17 protein-coding genes are annotated in these 23,821 nt (G+C 68.1%); 6 read left to right on the top strand and 11 right to left on the bottom strand.

Going from position 1 to position 23,821, the window contains the following annotated elements:
* The first annotated feature begins 388 nt into the window (after window positions 1–388).
* On the top strand, window positions 389–1,258 hold the full coding sequence (locus tag ACK3BB_RS07175; protein ID WP_428928034.1) for a glycosyltransferase family 2 protein: 870 nt from the start codon (window positions 389–391) through the stop codon (window positions 1,256–1,258).
* A 49-nt stretch (window positions 1,259–1,307) separates the two neighbouring features.
* The gene (locus ACK3BB_RS07170) at window positions 1,308–2,342 is read left to right on the top strand and encodes a glycosyltransferase family 2 protein (RefSeq protein ID WP_428928033.1); all 1,035 of its coding nucleotides are present in this window, start codon (window positions 1,308–1,310) and stop codon (window positions 2,340–2,342) included.
* 126 nt (window positions 2,343–2,468) lie between these two features.
* Here ACK3BB_RS07170 and ACK3BB_RS07165 read toward each other — a convergent pair whose 3' ends face one another.
* Genes ACK3BB_RS07165 through fabI form a run of 4 tightly spaced genes read right to left on the bottom strand, consistent with a single transcriptional unit; the run spans window position 2,469 to window position 8,259 of the window.
* Window positions 2,469–3,650, bottom strand: coding sequence for an acetate/propionate family kinase (locus ACK3BB_RS07165; protein WP_428928032.1), 1,182 nt, complete (start codon window positions 3,648–3,650; stop codon window positions 2,469–2,471).
* Window positions 3,651–3,654: 4 nt separating this feature from the next.
* Window positions 3,655–5,046, bottom strand: a complete 1,392-nt coding sequence (locus ACK3BB_RS07160) for a bifunctional enoyl-CoA hydratase/phosphate acetyltransferase (protein ID WP_428928031.1) — start codon at window positions 5,044–5,046, stop codon at window positions 3,655–3,657.
* Window positions 5,043–7,505, bottom strand: coding sequence for a DUF3141 domain-containing protein (locus tag ACK3BB_RS07155; protein ID WP_428928030.1), 2,463 nt, complete (start codon window positions 7,503–7,505; stop codon window positions 5,043–5,045). Before ACK3BB_RS07155 ends, ACK3BB_RS07160 begins: the two co-directional genes overlap by 4 nt.
* Window positions 7,495–8,259, bottom strand: a complete 765-nt coding sequence (gene fabI / locus ACK3BB_RS07150; protein ID WP_428928029.1) for an enoyl-ACP reductase FabI — start codon at window positions 8,257–8,259, stop codon at window positions 7,495–7,497. The genes ACK3BB_RS07155 and fabI overlap by 11 nt, the downstream gene beginning before the upstream one ends.
* A 179-nt stretch (window positions 8,260–8,438) precedes the next feature.
* On the opposite strand from fabI, the gene ACK3BB_RS07145 reads away from it, so the two are divergent.
* The 3 genes from ACK3BB_RS07145 to ACK3BB_RS07135 all read left to right on the top strand — a co-directional run bounded on the left by ACK3BB_RS07145 (window position 8,439) and on the right by ACK3BB_RS07135 (window position 11,075).
* Window positions 8,439–9,092 (top strand): CoA transferase subunit A, encoded by a 654-nt coding sequence (locus ACK3BB_RS07145; protein WP_428928028.1) that lies wholly within the window; start codon window positions 8,439–8,441, stop codon window positions 9,090–9,092.
* Window positions 9,092–9,745: a 3-oxoacid CoA-transferase subunit B gene (locus ACK3BB_RS07140; protein WP_428928027.1), complete on the top strand. Its 654-nt coding sequence runs from the start codon at window positions 9,092–9,094 to the stop codon at window positions 9,743–9,745. The genes ACK3BB_RS07145 and ACK3BB_RS07140 overlap by 1 nt, the downstream gene beginning before the upstream one ends.
* Before the next feature lie 472 nt (window positions 9,746–10,217).
* On the top strand, window positions 10,218–11,075 hold the full coding sequence (locus tag ACK3BB_RS07135) for an alpha/beta fold hydrolase (protein ID WP_428928026.1): 858 nt from the start codon (window positions 10,218–10,220) through the stop codon (window positions 11,073–11,075).
* Window positions 11,076–11,082: 7 nt separating this feature from the next.
* On the opposite strand, the gene ACK3BB_RS07130 is transcribed toward ACK3BB_RS07135, so the two are convergent.
* From ACK3BB_RS07130 to ACK3BB_RS07110, 5 genes are all read right to left on the bottom strand, one after another.
* The gene (locus tag ACK3BB_RS07130) at window positions 11,083–12,906 is read right to left on the bottom strand and encodes a dipeptide ABC transporter ATP-binding protein (RefSeq protein WP_428928025.1); all 1,824 of its coding nucleotides are present in this window, start codon (window positions 12,904–12,906) and stop codon (window positions 11,083–11,085) included.
* A gap of 1 nt (window position 12,907) precedes the next feature.
* Entirely contained in the window at window positions 12,908–13,837 is a 930-nt protein-coding gene (locus ACK3BB_RS07125; RefSeq protein ID WP_428928024.1) for an ABC transporter permease subunit, read from the bottom strand.
* A gap of 11 nt (window positions 13,838–13,848) precedes the next feature.
* Entirely contained in the window at window positions 13,849–14,772 is a 924-nt protein-coding gene (oppB, locus tag ACK3BB_RS07120) for an oligopeptide ABC transporter permease OppB (RefSeq protein WP_428928023.1), read from the bottom strand.
* Window positions 14,773–14,848: 76 nt separating this feature from the next.
* A complete protein-coding gene (locus ACK3BB_RS07115) occupies window positions 14,849–16,477 on the bottom strand; it encodes a peptide ABC transporter substrate-binding protein (RefSeq protein WP_428928022.1) in 1,629 nt (542 codons plus the stop codon).
* A gap of 221 nt (window positions 16,478–16,698) precedes the next feature.
* On the bottom strand, window positions 16,699–17,049 hold the full coding sequence (locus ACK3BB_RS07110; protein WP_428928021.1) for a RidA family protein: 351 nt from the start codon (window positions 17,047–17,049) through the stop codon (window positions 16,699–16,701).
* A gap of 589 nt (window positions 17,050–17,638) precedes the next feature.
* Here ACK3BB_RS07110 and ACK3BB_RS07105 point away from each other — a divergent pair.
* A complete protein-coding gene (locus ACK3BB_RS07105) occupies window positions 17,639–20,026 on the top strand; it encodes a tetratricopeptide repeat protein (protein ID WP_428928020.1) in 2,388 nt (795 codons plus the stop codon).
* A 437-nt stretch (window positions 20,027–20,463) separates the two neighbouring features.
* On the opposite strand, the gene ACK3BB_RS07100 is transcribed toward ACK3BB_RS07105, so the two are convergent.
* Window positions 20,464–21,363: a Hint domain-containing protein gene (locus ACK3BB_RS07100; RefSeq protein WP_428928019.1), complete on the bottom strand. Its 900-nt coding sequence runs from the start codon at window positions 21,361–21,363 to the stop codon at window positions 20,464–20,466.
* 204 nt (window positions 21,364–21,567) lie between these two features.
* Complete coding sequence (locus tag ACK3BB_RS07095) at window positions 21,568–23,553, bottom strand: TonB-dependent receptor domain-containing protein (protein WP_428928018.1); 1,986 nt, start codon at window positions 23,551–23,553, stop codon at window positions 21,568–21,570.
* Window positions 23,554–23,821: the final 268 nt, after the last annotated feature.

Below are 23,821 nucleotides of genomic sequence, written 5' to 3'. Positions count from 1 at the left end.
GCCGCCGGGCCGGGGGTTTCAATGCCTTGGGCCAGTTCTTCGATACGAACGGATAGGCGTCGATACGTTGGTCCCCGGTTTCGCTCCGTCCGTTATGACGACAGCCTGCGCCGCCCCGGCCTAGAAGGGATGCACACCAACCGCAGATCGCTGACCCATGACCCAGGCAATGTTCCACACCGGCCCTTCCACCTCCGCTCCCCAAGCACAAGTCGCGCCGCTGGCGCGCACCGGTGGCGCAACGTTCAACCTGGGCCTGGGTCAGCGTACCCAAGCCGCGCCGCTGGCCCCAAACCCGGCCGGCTCCCCCTTTCCCCCCGTGGCGGCGGGCCGCGTCCTCCCGACCGCCGCCACATCCTTGTCCTTCATCGCACCGCGAGCCACTGCCATGCCCTATTTCTCGATCATCGTGCCCTGCTACAATTCCGAAGCCACGCTGACGGCCACCCTGGACAGCCTCGCGGCGCAGACCTTCCAGAACTGGGAAGCCATCTTTGTCGACAACGGCTCGACCGACCGCAGCCTGCGCCTGTTGCAGGACCGCGCCGCCCGCGACCCGCGCATCGTTGTCGTGTCGAACCCCGGCCAGGGCCCCAGCGCCGCGCGCAACCATGCCGCCTTTGCCGTCGCCCGGGGCCGCATCCTGGCCTTTTGCGATGCCGATGATATCTGGTCGCCGGAAAAACTGTGGGACCTGCACCGGTTCTACCTGAAAAACAGCGCCGATGGCGCCTATGGCCGGGTGGCCTTTTTCGACCAAACGCCCCGCCAGGTCCGCCGCAGCTCGACCGTGGGCCAGGGCGCCCTGACCGTGCCGGCCGTCCTGCAGGACAACCCCGTCTGCACCCTGTCGAACCTGTCGATGCGCCGCGATGCCTTTGTCGAGGCCGGCGGGTTCGACGAGGCCATGGTTCAGAATGCCGACCTGGATTTCCTCGTGCGCCTGGTCGGCGGAGGGGCCGAGATCCGCGGCATCGACAGCCTGCATGTCTGGTATCGCCGCACCCGCACCGGCCTGACCGCCAACCTGACCGCCGAGCGCCAGAGCCGCGCCCAGGTCCTGGCGACCGCCGCCCGCATGGGCTATGCGCCCTCGCCCCGGGCCGAGGCCCGCCACCTGCGCCGCCTGGCCCGCCGGGCGCTGCGCGTCGGCGCCGGCCCGCTCCGCGCCCTGCGCCTGGGCCTGGCCGGTCTGGCCGAAAGCCCCACGGGCTTTCTGTCGGCCGATGCGCCGCGCCCGGTGCCGGCCTACGCCTGACACGTCCACACCCCATCCGCCCCCGACCGCAGCAATGAAAGCCCGCGCCATGCCCAAAGCCTCGATCATCGTCCCCGCCTACAACGCCGCCGCCACCCTGCTGCAGACCCTGGATTCGCTGCTGAACCAGACCTTTCGCGACATGGAAATCATCGTGGTCGACGACGGATCGACCGATGCCACCCGCCGCATCGCCGAGGCCTATTGCGCCGATCCGCGCATGCGGGTGGTGCGCCAGCCCAACCGCGGCCCGGCCGCCGCGCGCAACAGCGGCATTGCCGTGGCCCGGGGCCGGTATGTCGGGTTCTGCGACGCCGATGACGCCTGGCACCCGCAGAAACTGGCCATCCATGTCGAACATCTCGATGCCGATCCCGAGGTCGGGCTGAGCTATTCTGCCGCCACCCAGGTCGACGAAGATGACCGCCCGCTGGGCCAGTTCAACACGCCCAAGCTGCGCAACATCTCGGCCGAGCACCTGTTCAAGCGCAACCCGGTGGGCACCGTGTCCACCGTGGTCGCCCGGCGCGAGGCGCTCGAAGACCTGTCTTACCGGCCCTATTGCGAAAGCGACCGCGACTGGGTCTTCGACGAGCACCTGCGCGGCTACGAGGATTTCGAATGCTGGCTGCGCATGGCGCTGATGACCGGCTGGAAGATCGAAGGCGTGCGCGGGCTGCTGACCCGCCAGCGCGTGAACCTGGCCGCCTTCCGCGACGGCGTCGACCGCCAGGTCGCGGCCTGGGACCAGATGATCACCGCCCTGCGGCCCGCCGATCCGGCCTTCTTCTCGCGCCACGAGCCGGCCGCCCGCGCGCACCAGCTGCATTTCCTGTCGCGCAGCCGCGCGGTCGATCCGCAGGCCGCTAGGGCCGAGGCCCTGATGCGCGACGCCCTGACCGACCGTGTCCGTGACCGCGCGCCGACCACGCGCAGCACGCCGTCGGGCTTTGCCGCCATGATCCGCGAGGCGCTGAACCCGGGCCTGTTCCGCGATCCGGCCGGCCTCGTCCCGACCCGCGACGTGCCCGGCACCACCCCGCCGCGCCAGGTCGAACGCACGGCCCCGGCCAGCTGGGTCTGATTTCGGGTCGGGGCGGGCCGCCTGTCCTGCCCCGTGACGCCCCGCCGCCATGGCTCCCGGCGGCGGTCCCCCCCGGTCCCCTCCTGCCCCTACCGGACCGGGCAGGTTCCTGGCCGCCGCCCTGTCTCAGGCGGCCAGGAGCCGGCGTGCCTCGCGCGCCAGGACGCCTTCCTCGTCGGTCTTCAGCACCAGCACCCGCGCCGCGCCGACACCGGGCGCCGTCAGCTCGGGCCCATCGGCCGCATTGGCCGCCGGATCGATGTCGATCCCGATCCAGCCCATCCCCGCGCAGACCCTCTGGCGCACCAGCGCCGAATGCTCGCCGATGCCCCCGGTAAAGACCAGCCCGTCCAGCCCGCCCAGCGCCGCGGCCAGCGAGCCCAGCTCGCGCCGGATGCGCCCGGCGAAATAGGCAATCGCCTCGTCGGCGGCCGGGTCGTCGGATTGTTCCAGCGTGCGCATGTCGTTGGACAGCCCGCCCGACAGGCCCAGCAGCCCCGAATGCCGATAGATCAGGTCGGTGATCTCGGCCGGGCCCATGGATTCTTCGGTCATCAGGTAGAGCAGCACGCCCGGATCGATCTGGCCGGTCCGCGTGCCCATGGGCAGCCCGTCGGCAGCCGAGAACCCCATGGTCGAGGCGATCGACCGGCCTCCGCGCAGGGCGCACATCGACGCGCCGTTGCCCAGATGGGCCACCACGACCCGCCCGGCATGCAGCTCGGGGTAATCGGCGGCCAGGCGCGACGCGATGTACTCATAGCTCAGCCCGTGGAACCCGTAGCGCCGCACGCCCTTGTCGTAATAGGCCCGCGGCAGGGCAAAGGTATCGTTGACCCAGGGCTGGCCGCGGTGAAAGGCCGTGTCGAAACAGGCCACCTGGGCGGCGTCGGGAAAGGCTTCCATCGCGCCGCGCACGCCCGACAGGTTGTGGGGCTGGTGCAGCGGGGCATAGGGCGCCAGCGCGGCCAGCTCCTTCATCAGGGGTTCGTCCAGCAGGGCGGCGGCGGTGCGCTCGGGCCCGCCATGGACGATGCGGTGGCTGACGGCCGCCACCCGGGCATCGGGCGCGCCGTCCTGCACCAGGTCCAGCACGGCCTTCATCGCCCCGGCATGTCCGGCCTCGGCATGGCCGATCCCCCGCTCGACCCGGCGCCCATCGGCCCAGCGGGCCTGCAACGCCGGCGCGGTGCCGATGCGCTCGATCTGGCCGGTCATCAGCGGCGTGCCCGCATCATCGGCCAGGGCATAAAGCGCGGTCTTCAGCGAGGACGAGCCGGCATTCAGGGTCAGCACCAGGTCCGCCATGGTCTCAGCCCCCGGTCCGGCCGCTCGTGCGGGCGAAATGCAGGGCGGCCACGGCGCAGGAGGCCAGCCGGGCCATGTCGCCATCGGCCCGCGAGGTCAGGATGATCGGCACCGACGCGCCCAGCACCAGCCCCGCGCCCTCGGCATGCGATACGACGGCCAGCTGCTTGGCCAGCATGTTGCCGGCGTCGATATTGGGCACGATGAGCACTTCGGCCAGCCCGGCCACGGCCGAGCGGATGCCCTTTGTCCGTGCCGCGCCCAGGTCCAGGGCGTTGTCCATGGCCAGCGGACCATCGACCAGCCCGCCGGTGATCTGGCCGCGTTCGGCCATCTTCGACAGCAGGGCCGCGTCCAGCGACGAGGGCATGTCCGGGTTCACCGTCTCGACGGCCGACAGCACGCCGACCTTGGGTTCCTCGATGCCGATGGAAATGGCCACGTCGATGGCATTCTGCACGATGTCGACCTTGGTCTTGAGGTCGGGCTGGATGTTGACCGCCGCATCGCTGACCAGCACCGGATGCGACAGGCCGGGCACGTCCATGACAAAGACATGGGTGAACCGCCGTCCCGTGCGCAGACCGCGCTCCTTGCGCAGCGCGGCATGCAGCAGGTCGTCGGTATGCAGGTGCCCCTTCATCAGCGCCCCGGCCCGGCCATCGGCCACCAGGTCGACGGCCAGCCCGGCCGCCCGGTGATGGTCGGGCTCGTCAATGATCTCGATCCCGTCCAGGCTGCGGCCCAAGCTGTCGGCCGCCTCCTGCATCAGCGCCCGGCTGCCCACCAGGATCGGCGTGATCACCTGGCGTTCGGCGGCCAGCAACGCACCGCCCAGGGAATTGGGTTCTTCGGGCGCCACCACGGCCGTGACCAGCGCGGGCAGCCCCGCGACCCGGTCCAGCAGCCGTTCGAAATGCCGGTGCCGCTGCACCACCAGCCCGGGCACTTCCAGCGCGTCGAAGCTCAGCTTGCGCCGCGGCGCCTGCACCACGGCCCGCCCCTGCACGACGGTCTCGCCATCGCCCACCCGGGTCACCGAGGTGGCCAGGGCCAGGCAATCATCGGCCAGCTTCTCGGTCACCTCGACGGTGATCTCCAGCTCGTCGCCGGCCTCGGCCCGGCCGAGGAAGTCGAAATCCTGGTGGCGGTACAAGGTGCCCGGTCCGGGCAGCATGTTGCCCAGCACGGCCGAGATCAGCGACCCGATCCAGAGCGACGGGGCAATGGCCTCGGGCGTGCCGTCGCCATCGCCGTCATAGGCCGCGATATGCACCGGGTTGTGGTTGCCCGAAGCGGTGGCGAAGATCAGGAAATCATCCTCGCGCGCGATCCGCCTGAGCGACGCCGTGTCCCCGACGCTCAGCTCGTCGTAGGTCCTGTTTTCAAGTTTCATTCCGCGGCAGTCCCCAGATCCTTGCCCTGTTGCGTCCCGGCGCCCGTATCGGGGCCATTGCCGGAACCAGGGGCCGCCGCCCCGTCCAGCGGATCGTCGACCACGTCGCCGGCCGCGGCTTCCAGCCCCAGCGCCTCGCGGATCCTGTCTAGCAGCGAAACCGTGTGCTCGGCCATCTCGTCCCGCGGCCCCGCGACAAAGGTGACCACGTCCAGGGCCAGCTTGCGCTCGGCGGCATCCGCCAGCAGGTCGGCCAGGCTGTCCAGCGCGCTGTCGGGTTCAAAGGTCACCACGAGGGTCTGTTCGTGGATCATCCGCGCCTTGGCTTCCATCGACAGCGACCGGAAGGGCTCGTCGCGTGTCAGCACCCGCGCCGAGCGTTCCAGCCGGTCGCGCCGCACCGCGCCGCGGCTGTCGGCCATCAGCACCAGCATGCGCACAACGGCCTCGGCGAAACCGCCGCGCGACATCTGGCGCAGGGCGTCGCGCACCTGCGGCAGGCAGCGCAGCTCTTCCAGCGTTTCCAGCACCCGGGGCGCCGACCGCGACCGGCCGAAATGCTGGGCCCAGGGCGGCGACCACAGCGCATAGAAGGTCTCTTCGTAGGCCGCGTCGCGCAGATCGCGGCCCATGTCGATGACCTGGCCTACCAGGTCGAACCACAGGTGCTCGACCTGGACAAAGGGATTGTCGGCCTCGGCCTTCTGCCGGTTGGCCGCCACGCGCGGGGCAAGGGATGTCCACATCTTCATCCAGGGATTGGCGCTGGACATCATCTCGCGTTGCAGGCGCATCGGGTGGAACCGGCGCATGGCCCGCGCGCTTTCGGGCGAGACCATGGCCTGCACGACGGGCCGCAGGGCCATATCGTAAAGCTCGGCCTGCCATTCCGACATCCGCGCCACGGCGGCAAAGGGCCGTTCATCCGCCCGGCCGTCGTCGATCTGGCGGATGTCGTCAAAGCCCCGTTCGGCAAAGCTGACCAGGAACGACTTGTCCTGCCCGTGGCCCTCGACCGCGTCGATCTTCATCTCGTAGAGCCCGGGCGCCAGGGCCTCGATCGTCTTCATCGTCGAGGCGACCTCGGTATGTTCCTTCCGCGCGATCTTGGACGACACGAAGATGCCCAGGTGGCCGACCTCTTCATGCACCATGTAGATGATGCGCTGGCCCCGCACGCGGATTTCCTGGACATCGGCATAGGTGTCCAGGATCCAGTTCAGCGCCTGCTGCGGCGGGGTGATGTTGTCGCCATGGCTGGCAAAGACGATGATCGGCGCCACGACCGATTTCAGATCGACGGTCCGGCCCGGTTCCAGCTGCGCCATGTTGCGCGTCAGCTTGTTGCCGACAAAGAGGTTTTCCACGATCCAGCGGATCTCGGCCTCGTTCATCAGGAAATAGCCGCCCCACCAGCGTTCGAAATCCAGGAACCGGTCGCGCCCGGTGTCCACCGTTTCATAGAGGTCGGTATACTTGGCAAAGAGCGTCCGGCTGGGATTGAGCAGCTCGAAGTTCATCACCAGGTTGGCCCCGTCAAAGACCCCGCCGCCCAGGTCCGACAGCAGCATCGGGATCCATGTGCCGCCCAGCACCCCGGCGTTGTAGCGCATCGGGTTGGTGCCCACCTCGCCTGACCAGGGTGCAACCGGCGCGCCGTTCAGCACGATGGGCCCGACGATATCGGGGTTGGTCGCGGCCAGCAGCAGCGTGGCCCAGCCGCCCTGGCAATTGCCCGTGACCGCCGGCTTGGGGCTGCGCGGATGTTCTTCCATGACCTTGCGCACAAAGGCCGCTTCGGCCCGGGTCACGTCGGCCAGCACCTGCCCCGGCTCGGGATCGCGCTTGAAATTGACGAAATAGACCGGGTGGCCGTCGCGCAGGGCCACGCCGACCTGGCTGTCGGGCTTGAACCCGCCGATCCCGCCGCCATGGCCGGCGCGCGGGTCGATGATGATATAGGGCCGCTTGTCCTCCAGCACCTCGACACCCTCGGGCGGCACGATGCGCAACAGCTGGTAATTGCACGGCCGGGGCAGATCGGCCCCGTCGAGCACGACCTCGTACTCATAGGCCAGGACCGGCGGGCAGCCCTCGCGCTCGTGGACGACGAAATTGTCGCCCCGCTCGCGCAGCGTGTCCATCGTGAGCACCGCGCGCTGGGTGGCATCGAGCAGGTAGGCCCGCCAGTCGGCCATCAGCGTGTCGGGGGCCATGCCTTCGATGATCTCGCCCATCCGGTCGAATGTCGCCCGGCTGCGCTTGCCGTGGGTCCGCGCGATGGACTCGGCGTGGATCGACGACGAGCGCATCAGCAGGTCCAGCATCTCGCCCTGTTCCGACAGCCGGTCGGATCGGCCTTGCATCTGGCGCTGAAGCGCCTCGATCGACGCCGCGCCGAACCCGGCCGGGTCGAAACCGCCCGCGCCGGTCTGTCCTTCGGTTGTATCAGCCGACAATGCCGTATCCTCCGTCGATGAGATGAACGCCGCCGGTCACGTTGGCAGCCTCGCGGCTGGCCAGAAAGGCGCAATAGGCGCCGACATCCTCGATCGTGGCCAGGTGATGGGTCGGCGCCCGCGACGCCGCCGCTTCGAGCAATTCGTCGAAGGCGGCGATGCCCGAGGCGGCCCGGGTCTTGAGCGGGCCGGGCGACAGGGCATGGACCGAGATCCCGGCGGGCCCCAGCTCGGCCGCGGCATAGCGCACGGCGGCTTCCAGCGCGGCCTTGACCGGGCCCATGACGTTGTAATGTTCGACCACCCGGGTCGAGCCCTGGAAGGACACCGTCATGCAGGTGCCCCCGTCGGGCATCAGCGGCTCGGACCGGCGGATCAGGCGCAGAAAGGAATGCACCGAAACATCCATGGCCATGCCGAACCCCTCGGCCGAACAATCGACGACCCGGCCGTGCAGATCCTCGCGCGGGGCGAAGGCGATAGAGTGCAGCAGCGTGTCCAGCCGCCCCCAGCGCGTGGTGATCTCGGCAAAGAGCGCCTCGGCCTGCGCCTCGTCGCGCACATCGAGCGGCATCACGATCTCGGCCCCCAGCCGCTCGGCCAGCGGTTCGACATGCGGCCGGGCCTTGTCGTTGAGATAGGTGATGGCCAGCTTCGCGCCCCGATCCTTCAGCGCCGCGGCACAGCCGTAGGCGATGGAGTTCTCATTGGCGATGCCGATGACGAGTGCGGTGGTTCCGTCGAGCGAAAACATGGGCGCCTCCCTGTTGTTGCTGCAATGCAGCACACCCCTGTAACAAACGCGCGAATTTGCGGCGGTCAAGCCCGGCGTGGGCAAAGCCCCGCCATGGGCAAGCTGTCGCAGTTCTGTGGGGAAGCGCTGCCAGTCTATCGTGCAACAGGTGACAAAAGGTGACGGAGGTTCCGATTCCCATGAAAGAGGCCATTTCCCCGGCAGAGGCGGCCGCCCTGATTCCCGATGGCGCAACGGTGCTGATCGGCGGTTTCATGGCCGTCGGCTCGCCGCACCGGCTGATCGCCGCGCTGGTGGCCGCCGGCCGGCGCGACCTGACCGTCATAGCCAATGACACGGCCATGCCCGGCAAGGGCATCGGCCAGCTGATCACCGCCCGGGCCGTGCGCAAGGTCATTGCCTCGCATATCGGGCTGAACCCCGAAACCCAGGCCCAGATGATCGCCGGCGAGCTCGAGGTCGAGCTGGTGCCCCAGGGCACGCTGATCGAACGCATCCGCGCGGGGGGCGTCGGGCTGGGCGGGGTGCTGACGGCCACCGGGCTGGGCACGCCCGTGGCCGAGGGCAAGCAGACCGTCGAGGTCGAGGGCAAGACCTACCTGCTGGAAACGCCGCTGCGCGGGGATTTCGCCCTGGTCGGCTGTCACCAGGCCGATTACATCGGCAATCTCGAATATTCCCTGACCGCCCATAACTTCAATCCGATCATTGCCATGGCCGCCGACGAGGTCATCGCCGAGCCACGGACCATCGTGCCGGTCGGCGTGATCTCTCCCGATGCGGTCAAGACGCCGGGCGTGCTGGTCGACCACCTGATCGAAAGGGCGCTGTGATGGATGCCAAGGAACGGATCGCCCGCCGCGTGGCGCTCGAAGTCGAGCCGGACACGCTGGTCAATCTCGGCATCGGCCTGCCCTCGCTGGTGGCCAATTACCTGCCGGCCGACGTGCATGTGTTCTTTCAGGCCGAGAACGGGGTCATCGGGCTGGGCGCCCGGCCACCCGAGGGCATGGAAGACCCCGATCTGACGGATGCCGGTGGCGGCTTTGTCACCGCCGTGCCCGGCGCGGCCTCGATCGACAGCGCGATGAGCTTCGGACTGATCCGGGGCGGGCATCTCGACATGACCGTGCTGGGCGGCCTGCAGGTCGATGAAAAGGGCCATCTGGCCAACTGGATGGTGCCGGGCAAGATGGTGCCGGGCATGGGCGGCGCGATGGACCTGGTGGCCGGGGCCAAGAAGGTTGTCGTGGCCATGGTCCATGCGGCCAGGGGCGCGCCCAAGATCGTGCCGGACTGCACCCTGCCCCTGACGGCCCTGCGCCGGGTCGACCTGATCGTGACCGAAATGGCCGTCATCGCGCCGACCGAAGACGGGTTGGTGCTGCGCGAGATAGCCGAAGGCGTCAGCGTCGACGAGGTGCGCGCGGCGACCTCGGCCAAGCTGCTGGTGCCCGCCGCGCCGGGGCTGATGCGGCTGGCCTGAGCCAGGCCGGGCGCCGGCCGTTGCCTATTGCCGGCGCCTGGCGCGCGTGTTGCCGATGCCCGGCGTGCGTGCCGCCAATGCCCGGCGCGCGTGACATGGCGCTCTTGGGGCATTGCCCGTTGCCTGTCGGTCGGTGCCGGTGGTCCTTTGCCTGTCGGTCGGTGCGCCCTAATCCTGTGACGGTGGCCCTGTGCCAGTGGCCCCTTGCCTGTCGGTCGGAGCCCGATGCTCTACCCAGTGACGGTGGCCCTGTGCCCGTTACCTGTCACGCGTTGCCCCTGACCTGCGACACGCCACCCTTTGCCCGAAAATTGGCAGGCTCCCCGCCCCGACCCGGGGGACAATGCCGCAGGGGCAGCCTGGGCCCTTGATTTTGGCGCTGCAGCGCGGCATGGCTGAAATGATAGGCACCTGACACATTTTCGACCGCCCGGACCTCCCGGCCCGGGCCCGCATTCACAGGCGACATTCCATGCCCGAGACACAGCCCCGCCAAGTCTTGATCGCTGACGACAGCCTTGCCCTGCGCATCTGGGATGGCGACACGGACACGGCCGTGCTGCTGATCCATGGCATGGGCGATTGCAGCTGGATCTGGGAACCGCTGGTCGCGGCCTGGCCCGGCCCGCGCCCGACCCTGATCGCCGTCGACTTGCCCGGCCATGGCGACAGCGCGCCGGTGTCGCGGCGCGAGATGAAAAGCGATGCCGTGGCCGAACGGCTGGCGGCCGCACTGGCCGACCATGTGCAGATGCCGACCTGGCTGGTCGGCCATTCCGCCGGGGCCAAGGTGGCCATCGGCCTGGCCCGGCGCGGCGCGGTGCCGACGCTCGGCCTGACGCTGGTGGACACCGCCGACGATCACGCCCCCAACGTGCGCGACCGGCTCTTTGCCCATGTCGCCGGCATGCGCAAGGGCGCGGCCAATGTGCGGGGGTTGGTCCAGTTGGTGACGGGCACCGATCCCTTTGCCGACGAGGCCCTGCTGGACCGCTACTTCCGCGCCGCCGCCCGGCATGACGGCGCGATCTGGAAGGTGCCCGTGGCCCGCGGAATCGAGGCGATCCTGGCCACCGATATCGACATGACCGGCGACCTGGCCGCGCTGGATTGCCCTGTGCAGGTGATCCGGGGGGACAAGTCCTCGATCTGCCCCGAGGAGATGGCCGCGAAGTTCCACGCCGCCTGTGCCCACCCCCTGCCCGTGGTCGCCGTGCCCGAGGCCGGGCATGGCATCACAATCGAGAACCCCGGCCCGCTGGCCGAGGCCATCGCGGGGGCCATCGCCGGGGTCCAGCCGGCCGCCGAACCCCTTAGCTGTTCAGGCTGACCGCCCCCTAAAACGCGTCCTGCGCCGGGGCCTGGGCCAGGATCCGGTCCAGCGGATCGTGTTCGGCCACCCAGTGGCCGGGCGCCACCTGGTCCAGCCGGGGCACGTAATCCTCCTGGCCGGCGGCCAGTTTCGACGGCAGGAACCGCAGCGCCGCGCGCAGGTCCAGCGGCGAGGGCAGCTCTCCGGGGATGCGGATGCGCTCGCGTGAGCGTTCCAGGTCGGGATCGGGGATCGGCACCGCCGAGATCAGCGATTGCGTGTAGGGATGGCGCGGCGAGGCACAGATCATGTCGCCGTCACCCATTTCCACGATCCGCCCGAGATACAGCACCATGATCCGGTTGGAAATCTCGCGCACCACCGAAAGGTCGTGGGAAATGAACAACATGGACATGCCGAACTCGGCCTGAAGATCCTTCAGCAGCTTCACGATCTGGGCCTGGATCGACACGTCCAGGGCCGACACCGCCTCGTCGCAGATGATCAGCTTGGGCCGGTTGATCATCGCCCGGGCAATGCCCACGCGCTGGTTCTGGCCGCCCGACATCTCGTGCGGGTAACGGTTCTGCATGTTGGGATCGAGCCCCACCCGTTCCATCATCTCGCCCACCGCCGCGCGGCGTTCGCGGGCGGTCATGTCGGGGCGATAGGTCTTGAGCGGCTCGGCGATCGACGCCGCAATGGTCATGCGCGGATCGAGCGAGGCCAGCGGATCCTGGAACACGATCTGAAGGTCCTTGCGCTCCTTCTTCATCGCCCGCTTGTCCAGGTCGGTCAGCGGCGTGCCCAGCCAGGACACGTTGCCATCCGTCGGCTCGATCAGGCGCAGCACGGCGCGCGCCAGGGTGGACTTGCCACAGCCGGATTCACCCACGATGCCAAGGGTCTCACCGCGCGCCAGCGAAAAGCTGACACCGTTGACCGCCTTCAACGGGATCGGCTTGCGGAAGAACCCGGTCTCGGGGCGGATCGGGAATTCGACGCGCAGGTCGTCCACGTCCAGCAGGGTCTCGGTCTCGGCCGGCATCGGCGCGGGGGCGTCGCCGGCGTCGATCCGGGGCATGGCGTCCAGCAGGCGGCGGGTATAGGCGTGATCGGCCGCGCCAAAGATCTTGCCGACCGAGCCGCTTTCGACCACCTCGCCGTACTGCATGACCTCCAGCCGGTCGCACATCCGCGCGACCACGCCCATGTCATGGGTGATCAGGGCCACGGCGGTGCCGTGTTCCTTCTGCAGCCCGGCGATCAGGTCCAGCACCTCGGCCTGCACGGTCACGTCCAGCGCGGTCGTCGGCTCATCCGCGATCAGAAGGCGCGGTTCACACAGCATCGCCTGGGCGATCATCACCCGCTGGCGCATGCCGCCCGACAATTCATGCGGGAACTGCTTCAGCCGCCGGCTGGCCGCCGGGATGCGCACCCGCTCCAGCCAGTCGAGGCACAGCTTGCGGGCCGCCGATCCGGTCATGCCCCGGTGCACCTTGAGCACTTCGGCCATCTGTTCGCCCACCCGCAGATGCGGGGTCAGCGCGGTCAGCGGGTCCTGGAAGATCATCCCCACATCGGCCCCGCGCACGTCGTTCAGTTGGCCGACCGGCAGGTTGAGGATCTCGCGCCCGTCCAGCCTGACCGAGCCGCTGGCCCGCCCGTTGGGCGGCAGCAGGCCCATGGCGGCCATGAAGGTCTGGCTTTTGCCCGACCCGGATTCGCCCACGATGCCAAGGCATTCGCCGGCCTCGATGTGAAACGACGTGCCCTTGACGGCCTCGACCGGCCCGTCGGGCGTGTCGAAGGCGACTTTCAGGTTGTCTACGGTCAGAACGGCCATGTCAGCGGTCCTTCGGATCAAGCGCGTCACGCAGGCCATCACCGATGAAGAACATGGTGATGATGATGGTGACATAGAAAAACAGCGGGAAAAGCAGCTGCCACAGGGTGCCATAGGCCATGGTGCCCGCCCCCTCGGCGATCAGCCTACCCAGCGAGGTATTGGGCTCGGCGATGCCCAGGCCCAGGAACGAGATGAAACTTTCGGCCAGGATCATTTCCGGCACCAGCAGCGAGGCATAGACGATGACCACGCCCAGCAGGTTGGGCAGGATGTGGCGGAGGATGATCGCCCCTTCGGACACCCCGCCGGCGCGGGCGGCCTCGATGAACTCGCGGGTTTTCAGGGTCAGGGTCTGGGCCCGGACGATGCGCGACATGGTCAGCCAGCTGACCGCGCCGAGCGCAATGAACAGCGTGATGAAGGACCGCCCCGCGACAACCAGGATCAGGATGATGATCAGGGTCGTGGGAATGGCCAGCAGGATGTCGACCACGCGCATCATGCCCGCGTCCAGCCGGCCGCCGTAGAACCCGGCGATGACGCCATAGGCCGTGCCCAGGATCAGGGCCATGGCCGCGCCGATCAGGCCGACCAGCAGCGAGGTCCGCGTGGCCTGGATGACCCGGGCATACAGATCGCGGCCCAGCTCATCGAGGCCGAAGTAATGGCCGTTCTCGATATTGGGCACGCCGTCGCGGGCGATGTCGCCCATGCGGTTCCAGTCGATTTCCTCGTTGGACCATTGCGCCAGCAGCGGGCCAAAGATCACGAAGGCCACGATCAGCCCCAGCACGAAGACACAGGCCATGGCGGCCTTGTTGCGCAGGAACCTGTCCCGGGCGTCGCGCCACAGCGACCGGCCCTGGATGGCGGTGTGATCGGTGACCTCGCCGGCGAGGTCGGCGGCCTTGTCGGATTTGCCAAACATCTGCGCCTCCCTCAGTAGCGGATCTTGGGATCGAACCAGGCATAGGCCAGGTCGGTCAGCAGGTTCACGAAGATGGTCAGCGCGCCGTAAAGGATCGTGACCCCCAGCAGCACCGCATAGTCGCGGGTGAGCGCCGAGTTGACATAGGATTGCCCCAGCCCCCCCGTCGAGAAATAGAGGTCGACAAAGACCGAGCCGGTCAGCACGTAGACGAAGACCGGGCCAAGATACGAGATCACCGGCAACAGGGTCGGTTTCATCGCGTGGCGCCAGATGACGGAACGGGCGGGCAGGCCCTTGGCCCGGGCCGTGCGGATGAAATTGGAATTGAGCACTTCCAGCATCGACGAGCGGGTCAGCCGGGCGATGTTGCCCATGTAGGACGTCGACAGGGCGATGACCGGCATGATCAGGTATTGCCATTGCCCGCCGTTCCAGCCGCCACCGGGCAGCCAGCCCAGCCAGAGCGTGAAGGTCAGGATCAGGATCGGGCCCATGATGAAATTGGGCAGGGCCTGGGCGACGATACCCAAGGAGACGGCAAAGTAATCGACCCAGGAATTGTGCCGGATCGCCGCGGCGATACCCAGGCTGACGCCGATCAGCGTGGCCACCAGGAAGGACAGCGAGCCATAGGTCAGCGAGATCGGGAAGCCCTGGGCGATGATGTCGTTCACGTCCCGGTCCTTGTAGCGGAAGGACGGGCCGAAATCGAAATGCAGCACGATGCCCGTGACGTAATCCCACAGCTGTTTCCACAGCGGCTGGTCCAGCCCGTACTGGGCTTCGATATTGGCCAGCACCTCGGGCGGCAGCTTGCGTTCGGATGTGAAAGGCCCGCCGGGGGCCATGTGCATCATGACAAAGGCCGCGACCACCAGGAACAGCAGGGTCGGGATCGCGCCCAGGATGCGCTTGACGATATATGCAAACATGGGATGGGTCTCGGAAAGGCTGCCGCCCCGCCCCCGGGGTCACGGGAACGGAGCGGCAAGGGTGGGATCGCCCCGATTATTCGGCGATCTTGTAGAGGTTTTTCGAATACCAGTTCTGCTCGACGTTGTTGACGGGCCAGTTGCCCACGTCGCTGTCCATCATGTAGACGCCCGCATAGTGGTAGATCGGGATGACCGGCATGTCGGCGGCCAGGATCTGCTCGGCCGAGGTGTAAAGCTCGGTGGTGTCTTCGGCCGTCTTGGCGTTTTCGAGCAGCGCGTCATATTCCTCGTTGGAATACTTGCCGTCGTTGTAGCCCGAGGAACTGTCCAGCAGGTCGAGGAAGGTCGAGGCTTCGTTGTAGTCGCCGCACCAGGCGCCGCGGGCCAGTTCAAAGTTCTGGTTGCCGCGCTCTTCGAGGAAGACCTTCCATTCCATGTTGGCCAGTTCGACCTGCACGCCCAGCTTCTGCTTCCACATCTGGGACAGGGCCACGGCCACCTTCTGGTGGGCTTCGGAGGTGTTGTAGACCATGTCGAAGGACAGCGGGTTGTCGGGGCCGTAGCCTGCCTCGGCCAGCAATTCCTTGGCCATGGCATCGCGGTCGGCCTGGCTCATTTCCGCCATTTCGACCGACGGCGGGGTAAAGCCGGCCACGGCCTCGGGGGTAAAGGTATAGGCTTCGGGCTGACCACCGGCCAGGATGTTCTCGGTGATGATCCTGCGGTCGACGGCCAGGGCCAGGGCCTTGCGCACGTTCACGTCCTTGAAGGCCTCGGGGCCGCTGTCGGACAGGTTGAACGTGTAATAATAGTTGCACAGCCGCGGGAAGCTGATCGCCTCTTCGGGATGTTCTTCCTTCAGCCGGGGGAACTGGCCGGCGGGCACTTCGGTCCGGTCAAGCTCGCCGGCCATGTAGCGCGTCAGGGCCACGTTCTCGTCGTTGATGACCAGGGCCACAACCTTGTCGATGATCGTGTTCTCGTTGTCCCAGTACATCTCGTTGCGCTCGCGGGTCGAGCGTTCGTTGGGCAGGTGTTCGGTCAGCACGTAGGCGCCATTCGACACCATGTTCTCGGGCTTGGTCCAGTCCTTGCCGAATTCCTCGATCACCGCCTGGGGCGCCGGGAAGGTCGTGGCATGGGTGGTCATCTGGGGGAAATAGGGCAGCGGCGCGGCCAGGGTGACCTGGAACGTGTGGTCGTCGACGGCCGTCACGCCCAGCTCTTCGGGGGGCATGTCACCGGCGATGACCTCTTCGCCGTTGGCGATGGACATCAGGCCCATGTACCACTGGTAGGGCGAGGCGGTGGCCGGGTCGGCCGCCCGGCGCCAGGCGAAGACGAAATCGCTGGCGGTGACCGGATCGCCGTTCGACCACTTGGCCTCGGGGCGCAGGGTGAAGGTATAGGTCAGCTTGTCGTCCGACACCTCGTAGCCGGTGGCCACGCCGGGCACCAGGTTGCCGTCCTCGTCCTGGCTCATCAGGCCTTCGAACAGGTCGCGTGCGAATTCCGAACCGGTCACGTCCTCGACGATCTGCGGGTCCAGCGAGCTGAGCTCGTCGAGCACGCGGTAGGTGAAGGTCTGGTCGTCGGCGAGCGCCTCGCCGGTGTCGGGATGGGTGCCGGCGGCCAGGGCCGCGCCGCTCAGGAACGTGCCCGACAGCAATGCTGCAAGGGCCAGCTTGGGCGTATGTTTCATGGGGGATACCTCCTTGTCGAAAGCGCCTGGCCTGTGTTCGGCCATTCCGGCGCGGTTACTCATCCGTACTCATTCACGGTGCGAGATTAGCCCCGTTGCGGGACGCTGCAAGCAATTGCAACGCGGACGTGGAGGCAACACGCGAATGTCAGCCGGTCGGATGGCGCGGACAGGAAGGTGGTCCGCAAAGCCCCGTGGCACGGGGCTTTGCGGAGGGTCGGTCAGGCTTTGGCAGCGATTACAATGACCTCGACGGTGTATTCGGGCGCGGCCAGCTTGGCCTCGCCACAGGCGCGGGCCGGGGCATGGCCTTCGGGCACCCAGGCATCCCACACCGCGTTCATCTCGGCGAAATCGGCCATGTCGGCCAGCCAGATCGTGGTCTGGAGAATCCGTGTCTTGTCGGACCCGGCCCGGGCGAGCAGGGCATCGACCTTGTCGAGGCAGTCCTGGGTCTGCTGGGCGACCGATGCGCCGGGGGTGCCGACCTGGCCGGCCAGGTAGATCGTCTGGCCGTGTTCGACCATCTGGCTCATGCGGGTGTTGGTGTCGTGGCGTTGGATATCGGTCATGGTCCGTCCTTGGGTTGGGCACGCGAGGGCGCGCCGGGAATGGGCCAAGCTACAGACGTTTTTGGGCCCGGCCGCAAGGGGGGAAGGACCTCGGCCGGCCGTCACCGGCCGGCTCGGGAGATGGTGGGGAATTGCGCGGGAATTGGCGGGGTGTTTCACACCGGGCATGACACAGGGCGACACACCGGGCGACACACGGTGCCGGGCCCGCGACCAGACACGCGACCAGACACGGCGCGATAGAGGGCCGGCCGGGCGGGCACGGTCGCCGCAGGCGCCGGGGACGGCGCGGCGGTGGCGAAATCCCCGGTGAACCCCCGATGAAATCCGCTGGACGCGCCCGCCGCCCGATCCTAGAACGGGCGGGGCCGCCGCCCCTCCGGCAACCGGCCCCGCCCGGCCCTGCCCCGCGGTGACACCCGATAGACAGCCCCGGTTCCCCGAACCTCAGCCAGCCCATGACAAGACCGGCCCGCGCCGCCGCCCTCTGCCGGCCGCCCGGGCTTACCGCGCGAACGCCACACGCGCCCCTCGGCCGCCGCCCCTCCCGCCGGCGCCCCGGATGCCAGGAAGGGTTCAGGCCACCGCCATGCCGCAGCAGCAGAAACCGACCATCGCCGAACAGGCCGATGCCGCCCAGGCTCACCTCATGCGCCATGAGTACCCCGCCGCCCTGGCCGTGATCGACACCGCCCTGGCCGATGCCCCCGATCACCCCCGCCTGGTCACCCAGAAAATCACCATCCTGCGCCGCATGGGCCGCAACGACGCGGCCCTGGCCTTTGCCGACACCCTGCCCGACGCCCTGCGCACCGGGCCGGTCCTGCACCTGCTCGTCGGCCTGTTGTCCGACCTGGGCCAGCTCGACGCGGCCCAGGCCCTGGTCGAGCGGGCCCAGGCCCCGACCCGCGCCACCCCGGCCTACCGGCTGGCCGCCGTGCGCCTGCTCCGCCGCCGCGAAGGCCGGGCGGCGGCTGTCGAACTCTGCCGGACACTGCGCGCGCCCGACAATCTGCTGGGCCTGGTCCGCGAGGAAGGCGAAATGCTCTTTGCCCTGGGCCGCAGCGACGAGGCCCTGGCCCTGCTGCTGCCCACGCTCGACACCCGGCCCAACCCGTCCATCCTGCTGCTGGTCCTGCGCCATCACGTGGATCGCGGCCAGTTCGCCGCCGCCCGCGACCTGCTGACCCGCCATGGCCCGCTGATCGCGGCCATGCCCTGGCGCCCCTATTTCGACGCCCGTCTGGCCGAAGCCGAAGCCGACCTGGCCCGCGCCCTGGCCATCGCCGCCGAGGGCGTTGCCCGGTTCCCCGACCACATGCAACTGCAGGCCCTGCACTGGCGGCTGCTGCTGGCCGACGGTCAGCGCGAGGCGGCCATCGCCGCCGCCGCGGCCTGCGCCGAGGCCCGGCCCGACACCCTGGGCACCCAGATCCAGGCCGTGCAATTCCTCAACCGGCTGGGCGCCGAAGAGCCCGCCGACGCCGCGCTGGCCCGCTGCCTGCGGCTCGACCCCGACAACCTGACCGTCATCCTGGCCCGGGCCGAGGCGTTGATGGCCCGCAAGGATGCCCAGGGCGTGCGCGACCTGCTGGACGCCCTGCCCGACACCCTGCGCGGGCGCGAGGCCATCCAGATCAGGATCGCCCAGGCCGAAGCCGTGACCGACGCCCTGCCCCGGGCCATCGAGCGGCTGAACACCCTGGCCCACGGCCCCGGCGACAGCGCCAACCTGCGGCTGACCCTGGCGCAATTCTGCGTCCGGCTGGGCCGGCTGGAGGAGGCACAGGCCCAACTCGACACGCTCGACCCGGCGCCCGACGACCGCTTTGCCCGGGTCCGGCGGCATCTTGTCCGGGCCCAGATCCTGTTCGAATCCGGCCAGCCCGGCGCGGCGCTGGATGCGGTGATGGAGGCCATCGCCCTGGCCCCCGAGAACGAAGGCGCCTGGAACTTTCGCACCCGGTATGCCCTGTTGCTGGGCCGGATCGACGAGGCCTGGGACAGCCATGTCGAGGCCACCCGCCTGGGCCATGCCAACACCCCCCGGGGCAACCGCCAGGCCAAGCCCAATGCCTCGCTGCCCGGCCAGCTGGTCAATGAATACCGCCTGCAGACCCATGGCGAAGACCTCTCGGCCTGTGCCGGCGATGCGCCCCAGGATGCGGCGATGCGCCATTTCCGGTCGCGGGTCGAGGTGCTGCCCGACGCCACGCCGCTGGCCATCTGCCTGTTCTCGGCCATGTTCCGCGCCGGCCGCCTGCCCGACCGCGCCACGGCCACCGCCCGGCCCGACGCGGGCGACGAGGGCATCCCGCGCAAGCTCTTCCAATACTGGGACAAATCCCAGCCCCCGGCCTCTGTCGAGCGGCTGTTCCAACTGAACGCCGCGCGCAATCCCGATTTCGACTATCGCCGCCTCGACCACAAGGCGGCGGTGACCTTCCTGCGCGACAAGGGCGAGCTGGCCGTGCTGCGGGCCTTCCTGCTGGCGCCCCATCCGGCGGCGCAATCCGACCTGCTGCGGCTGGCACTGCTCTGGCACGAAGGCGGTGTCTATCTCGATGCCGACGATCTTTGCCTCGGGCCGCTGTCCGACATGCTGGTGCCGGGCCTGCGCCTGGCCGGCGTGCTGGAAGACTGGATGAGCGTGGGCAACAATTTCATCGCCGTGCGCCCGCGTGATCCGATCATCCGAGCGGCGCTGGACGATGCGGCGGCGGCCTTCATGGTGACCATGGGCGAATCCATCTGGCTGGCCACCGGGCCGGGCGCGATGACCCGGGCCATGGCCCGCCACGGGCTGGATGACGATGGCCGTCTGGCCCCGGGGATCTGGCTGCAGACCCTGCCGGCCCTGCGCGCCCATATCGCCCCGCATATCGTGCTGTCCTACAAGGGCACGGCCGATCACTGGATCGAACAGAGCCGCAGCCGCCCCGGCGCCACGCCCCCCGCCCGGCGCTCGCAGCGGTAGCATCCCGGCCGGTGCTCGCACCGGGGTAGAGCCCTGCTCCCGGCGCGTGAGCCAATATGTGGCCCCTGCGTCAGGCCATCACGCCGGGGACAGCGCGCCGTGCATGGCGAGTGGGACGGGCCTCCTCCTTCCGGACGATGGGAACCAGGGATAGCCCTCGCGCCCGGGGAATGGGCCAGGATCACACCGCCGCCCGTCAATCCCGCCAGAGGCAGCCCCCCAACCCGCGATCTCGCCAAGGCTGCGCCCCGCCCGGCAATCGGGATGATGGCAGCCCCCGCACCCGGCGATCAGGCCCAACGCGGTACCCTCACCCTGCATACCCACCGGCACCGCACCCCGTGCACCCAACGACCCGCCAAAGAAAAAGGGGGCGGAAAACCGCCCCCCGGGTAACCCGCCCCGCCGCGATCGGCAGGCCGGGTGATCTTGCGCGATCAGGCCGCGATCTTGGCCGCCAGGCGGGCCTTGATCGATGCCGGCACCTGGCGGGCGCTCAGCGCGCGCGGCAGGGGCAGTTCGACCATTTCCGGCGCATCGCCGTACAGCGCTTCGAACTCGGCGTAGTTGTCGAACACCTTGCGGCTGACATTGTCGATGAAGGATTCAGCCGTGGCGCCATTGGCCAGGATGATCTCATGCGCTTCGGTCTCGACGTGGTAGACCGTGTAATCGGCGCCCAGCTCGGCCATCGGGACCTGGGCGATCGTCGTGCCGTTGACCAGCGCGCCGGCGTGGCAGATCACGCCATCGACCAGCATGCCGTGGTCGGCGGTCACCGTCAGGTCGGCCAGCGGCAGGCCGTTCCCCAGCGAACCGGCGGCAAAGCGCACGGGCAGCAGGCGCTCGGCGGCACCGAAACGGGTGGCGACGGTCTGGCGGCCAACCCATTTCACGGCCACGTCGCGGCCTTCGGCGGTGCGGATGACATCACCCACGTTCAGGTCCTGAACGGCCACGTCGCCTTCGGGCGTTGCGATCCGCGTGTCGGTCAGGAAGCAGTTGGCCACCGCTGCATCGGTGTCATAGACCACGTCCATGCCCGAGGTGAAATCTTCGGGCGAGAGTTCGCCGTTGTGGGGGATGTAGTAGCTGTCGGTGTAGACATACGAATACACCGCGTAATCAACCCCATCCACGTTGATGGTGTAGCCGGTGTAGGTGAAGCCGTTGTAGATCCAGTAGTCGCCCATCGACGCGGAATCCGAGTTGTCGGCATCGACAACGGTGCCGGGATAATCCGTCGTGTTCGTCGCTTCGGTAAAGGTCACGGTGTTGCTGTCCGTGAAGGTCGCCGAATCCAGCGTGATGAAATCGGTGGTTGAAAGGTCAGACATGATGTCTCCTTAAGGCGCTGCAGTGAAACAGGATTTTCGGCAAATGACATCCTGTCACCGCCGCAATACTAAACCCTGTGTAGGATCGGAAGAAGATTCCGACAATTTTTGTCGGAATGCTCTGTTTTTCAGCGGAAGGCAGCCGCTCTGCCCGGCTGCGAAGCGCCCGGACGGCGGTGCCGCCCGCCCCTGCGCCCCGGCCGATCAAAAGACGATCTGCGCGCTCAGCCGGATCGACCGGCCGGGTTCGTAGAGCGGTTCGACCTCGCCCACGAATTCCTGCCCATAGGTTGCCCGGCTGGCATATTGCTCGTCGAAGAGATTGTTGACCTCGGCCCGCAGGGTCAGGTTGGGCATGCGCGGCAGGGTGTAATCGACAAAGACATTGGCCACGGTATAGCCCGGCAGGGTCGGCCCCTGACCGCCGGTCGCGAAATCGTAGGTGTCGTCGTAATCCAGCGCCACCTGGACGTCGCCGCCGACCAGCAGCCCGTTGCCGAACTGGTGCGCGGCCTGGAAGGTCAGGAACTCGCCCATCGGCATGGTCAGGTAATTGCCGGTGTAGGAATCGGCCGTGCGCCCGTCGGTCTTGGTGTCGACGCTGGCAAAGCCCGCCCGGAAGAACCCGCCGTCCCAGGTCGTGCCGAAGCCGAGTTCGAAGCCCTTGGACTCGACATCCGTGGTCAGGCCCGGGCCGCCGCCGTAGCTGGCCGACCGGGCGTTGTCGATCTGGGTGGCAAAGACCTTGCCGTCGACGCTCCAGATGCCGGTGTCATAGCTGGCCGCGAAATAGACGTTTTCGGCGGTCACCGGGTCGATGCCCCCGGCCGGATAGGTCCAGGTCGGGTTCATGATGTAGTTCTCGGCCAGGTCGATCCCGCCCCAGATGTTCGAATAGCCGGCGCTGACCGTGATGCGGTCGGTCACGTCGTATTCGCCGGCGATGTTGCCCGAGATCCCCGAGGTCGACTGGCTCGACCCGTCGACGCCCTCGAAGTCCTGGAAATCGGCGCGCAGGCCGAAGGACAGCCGGGCCCGCGCCGTCGGGATCATGCGCACCTGTGCGAAGAGCCCGATATTGTTCAGCTTTTCCTCGGTGTCCTCGTTGAACGCCGGGTCCGGCAGGTAATCGTAATCGCTGGTACCCCGGTCCGAGAAGAAATCGACGCCCGCGTTGACCTGGCCCCAACCCAGGTTGAACCGGTTCGACAACTCGCCGTTGAAGCTGGTCGTTTCGCCCCGGATCGTCTGGGCCATGCTGGTGTCGCTCTCGTCGTTGAACAGCTCGGTGCCGCTGTAGGCCAGCCGCAGCGTCGGGTCCCAGAGGCCGACGGGCGCGGTCTCGGTATAGCTGAACACGATGTTGGTGCGTTTCAGGTCGTAGGGCCGGGTCAGCGGCACCGGCCGGCCCCCGATGATCTGGCCGATATTGGCGCGATAGGGCCGCGCCTCGTCGTCATGCACCGATTCATAGGACAGTTCGAACCGGCTGCCCGTCTCGGTCTCGTAGGCGATCTTGCCCAGCCCGCTCAGCAGGTTGGTGCCCGACCCGGGGATGTCGTTGCCATCCCCGTCGGTGCGCAGCCCGCCATCGGCATATTTCAGGAAGGACAGGATCTCGAACCCGCTCTGCCGGCCATAGAGGCTGAGGCTGTTGGACAGGATCTCGCCGTTGGTGTCGTATTCCAGCTTGTAGGTCCCACCAAAGCTGTCGTCAGGCGGCAGCAGGTCGGCGACATCCTTGGTTTCATAGGCCAGCGCCCCACCCAGCGCGCCCGGCCCGGCATCGGCCGGCGCCACGCCCGGATCGACGCGCACGGCCTTCAGCAGGGCCGGGTCGATCAGGGTGGTGGTGTTGTGGTGGAAGATCTTGTTGTTCTGGCGCGCCCCGTCGATCGAGATCGCCAGGTTGTTTTCCTCGATGCCCTGAACATAGACCTTCTGCGACATCGGGATCGAGCTGCCCACGGCAATCGTCGGCTCGGCGACGAAAAGCTCGGACAGGTCGGCGGGATTGCTCATGGCGATCCACTCGCTGGTCACGACGATCTGGTCTTCGCTGTCCTCCGACGACGGCGCCGACAGGACGATCGTGCCGAGAAAGGCCTCGTCGATCTCGTCCTCCTGGGCAAAGGCGGACAGGGGCGAAAGCCCAGCAGTCATGGCAAAGATGCAAGCGGTTTTGTTCACCACGTTTCCCCCGGTACGGTGATAGATCCAGATGCCGGGGGCTAGAAAACGTGGTCGCTACCTGCGGTTGCCCTTCTGGCACGGATCGCCGGGCATGGCCACCACGACCTATGCCCCCCGCGCCCGTGGCGGACGGTTTCGGGCGGCATGTGTGAATCCTGCCGCAGGGGGGCAGCGGACAGGGTGGGTTCCGCCCGCCGCGGCGCGCGCCCCTCCCCCGGGCGGATCGGGACAGGGGCCATCATGCCGGGCCGCGCAGCGCCCCGGC

Origin of the sequence: Marinibacterium sp. SX1 (genome assembly GCF_050389775.1) — a bacterium.
GTDB lineage: Bacteria > Pseudomonadota > Alphaproteobacteria > Rhodobacterales > Rhodobacteraceae > Marinibacterium.
Note: the sequence above shows the minus strand (reverse complement) of the source record. Positions and strands in the feature narration are given on the sequence as shown.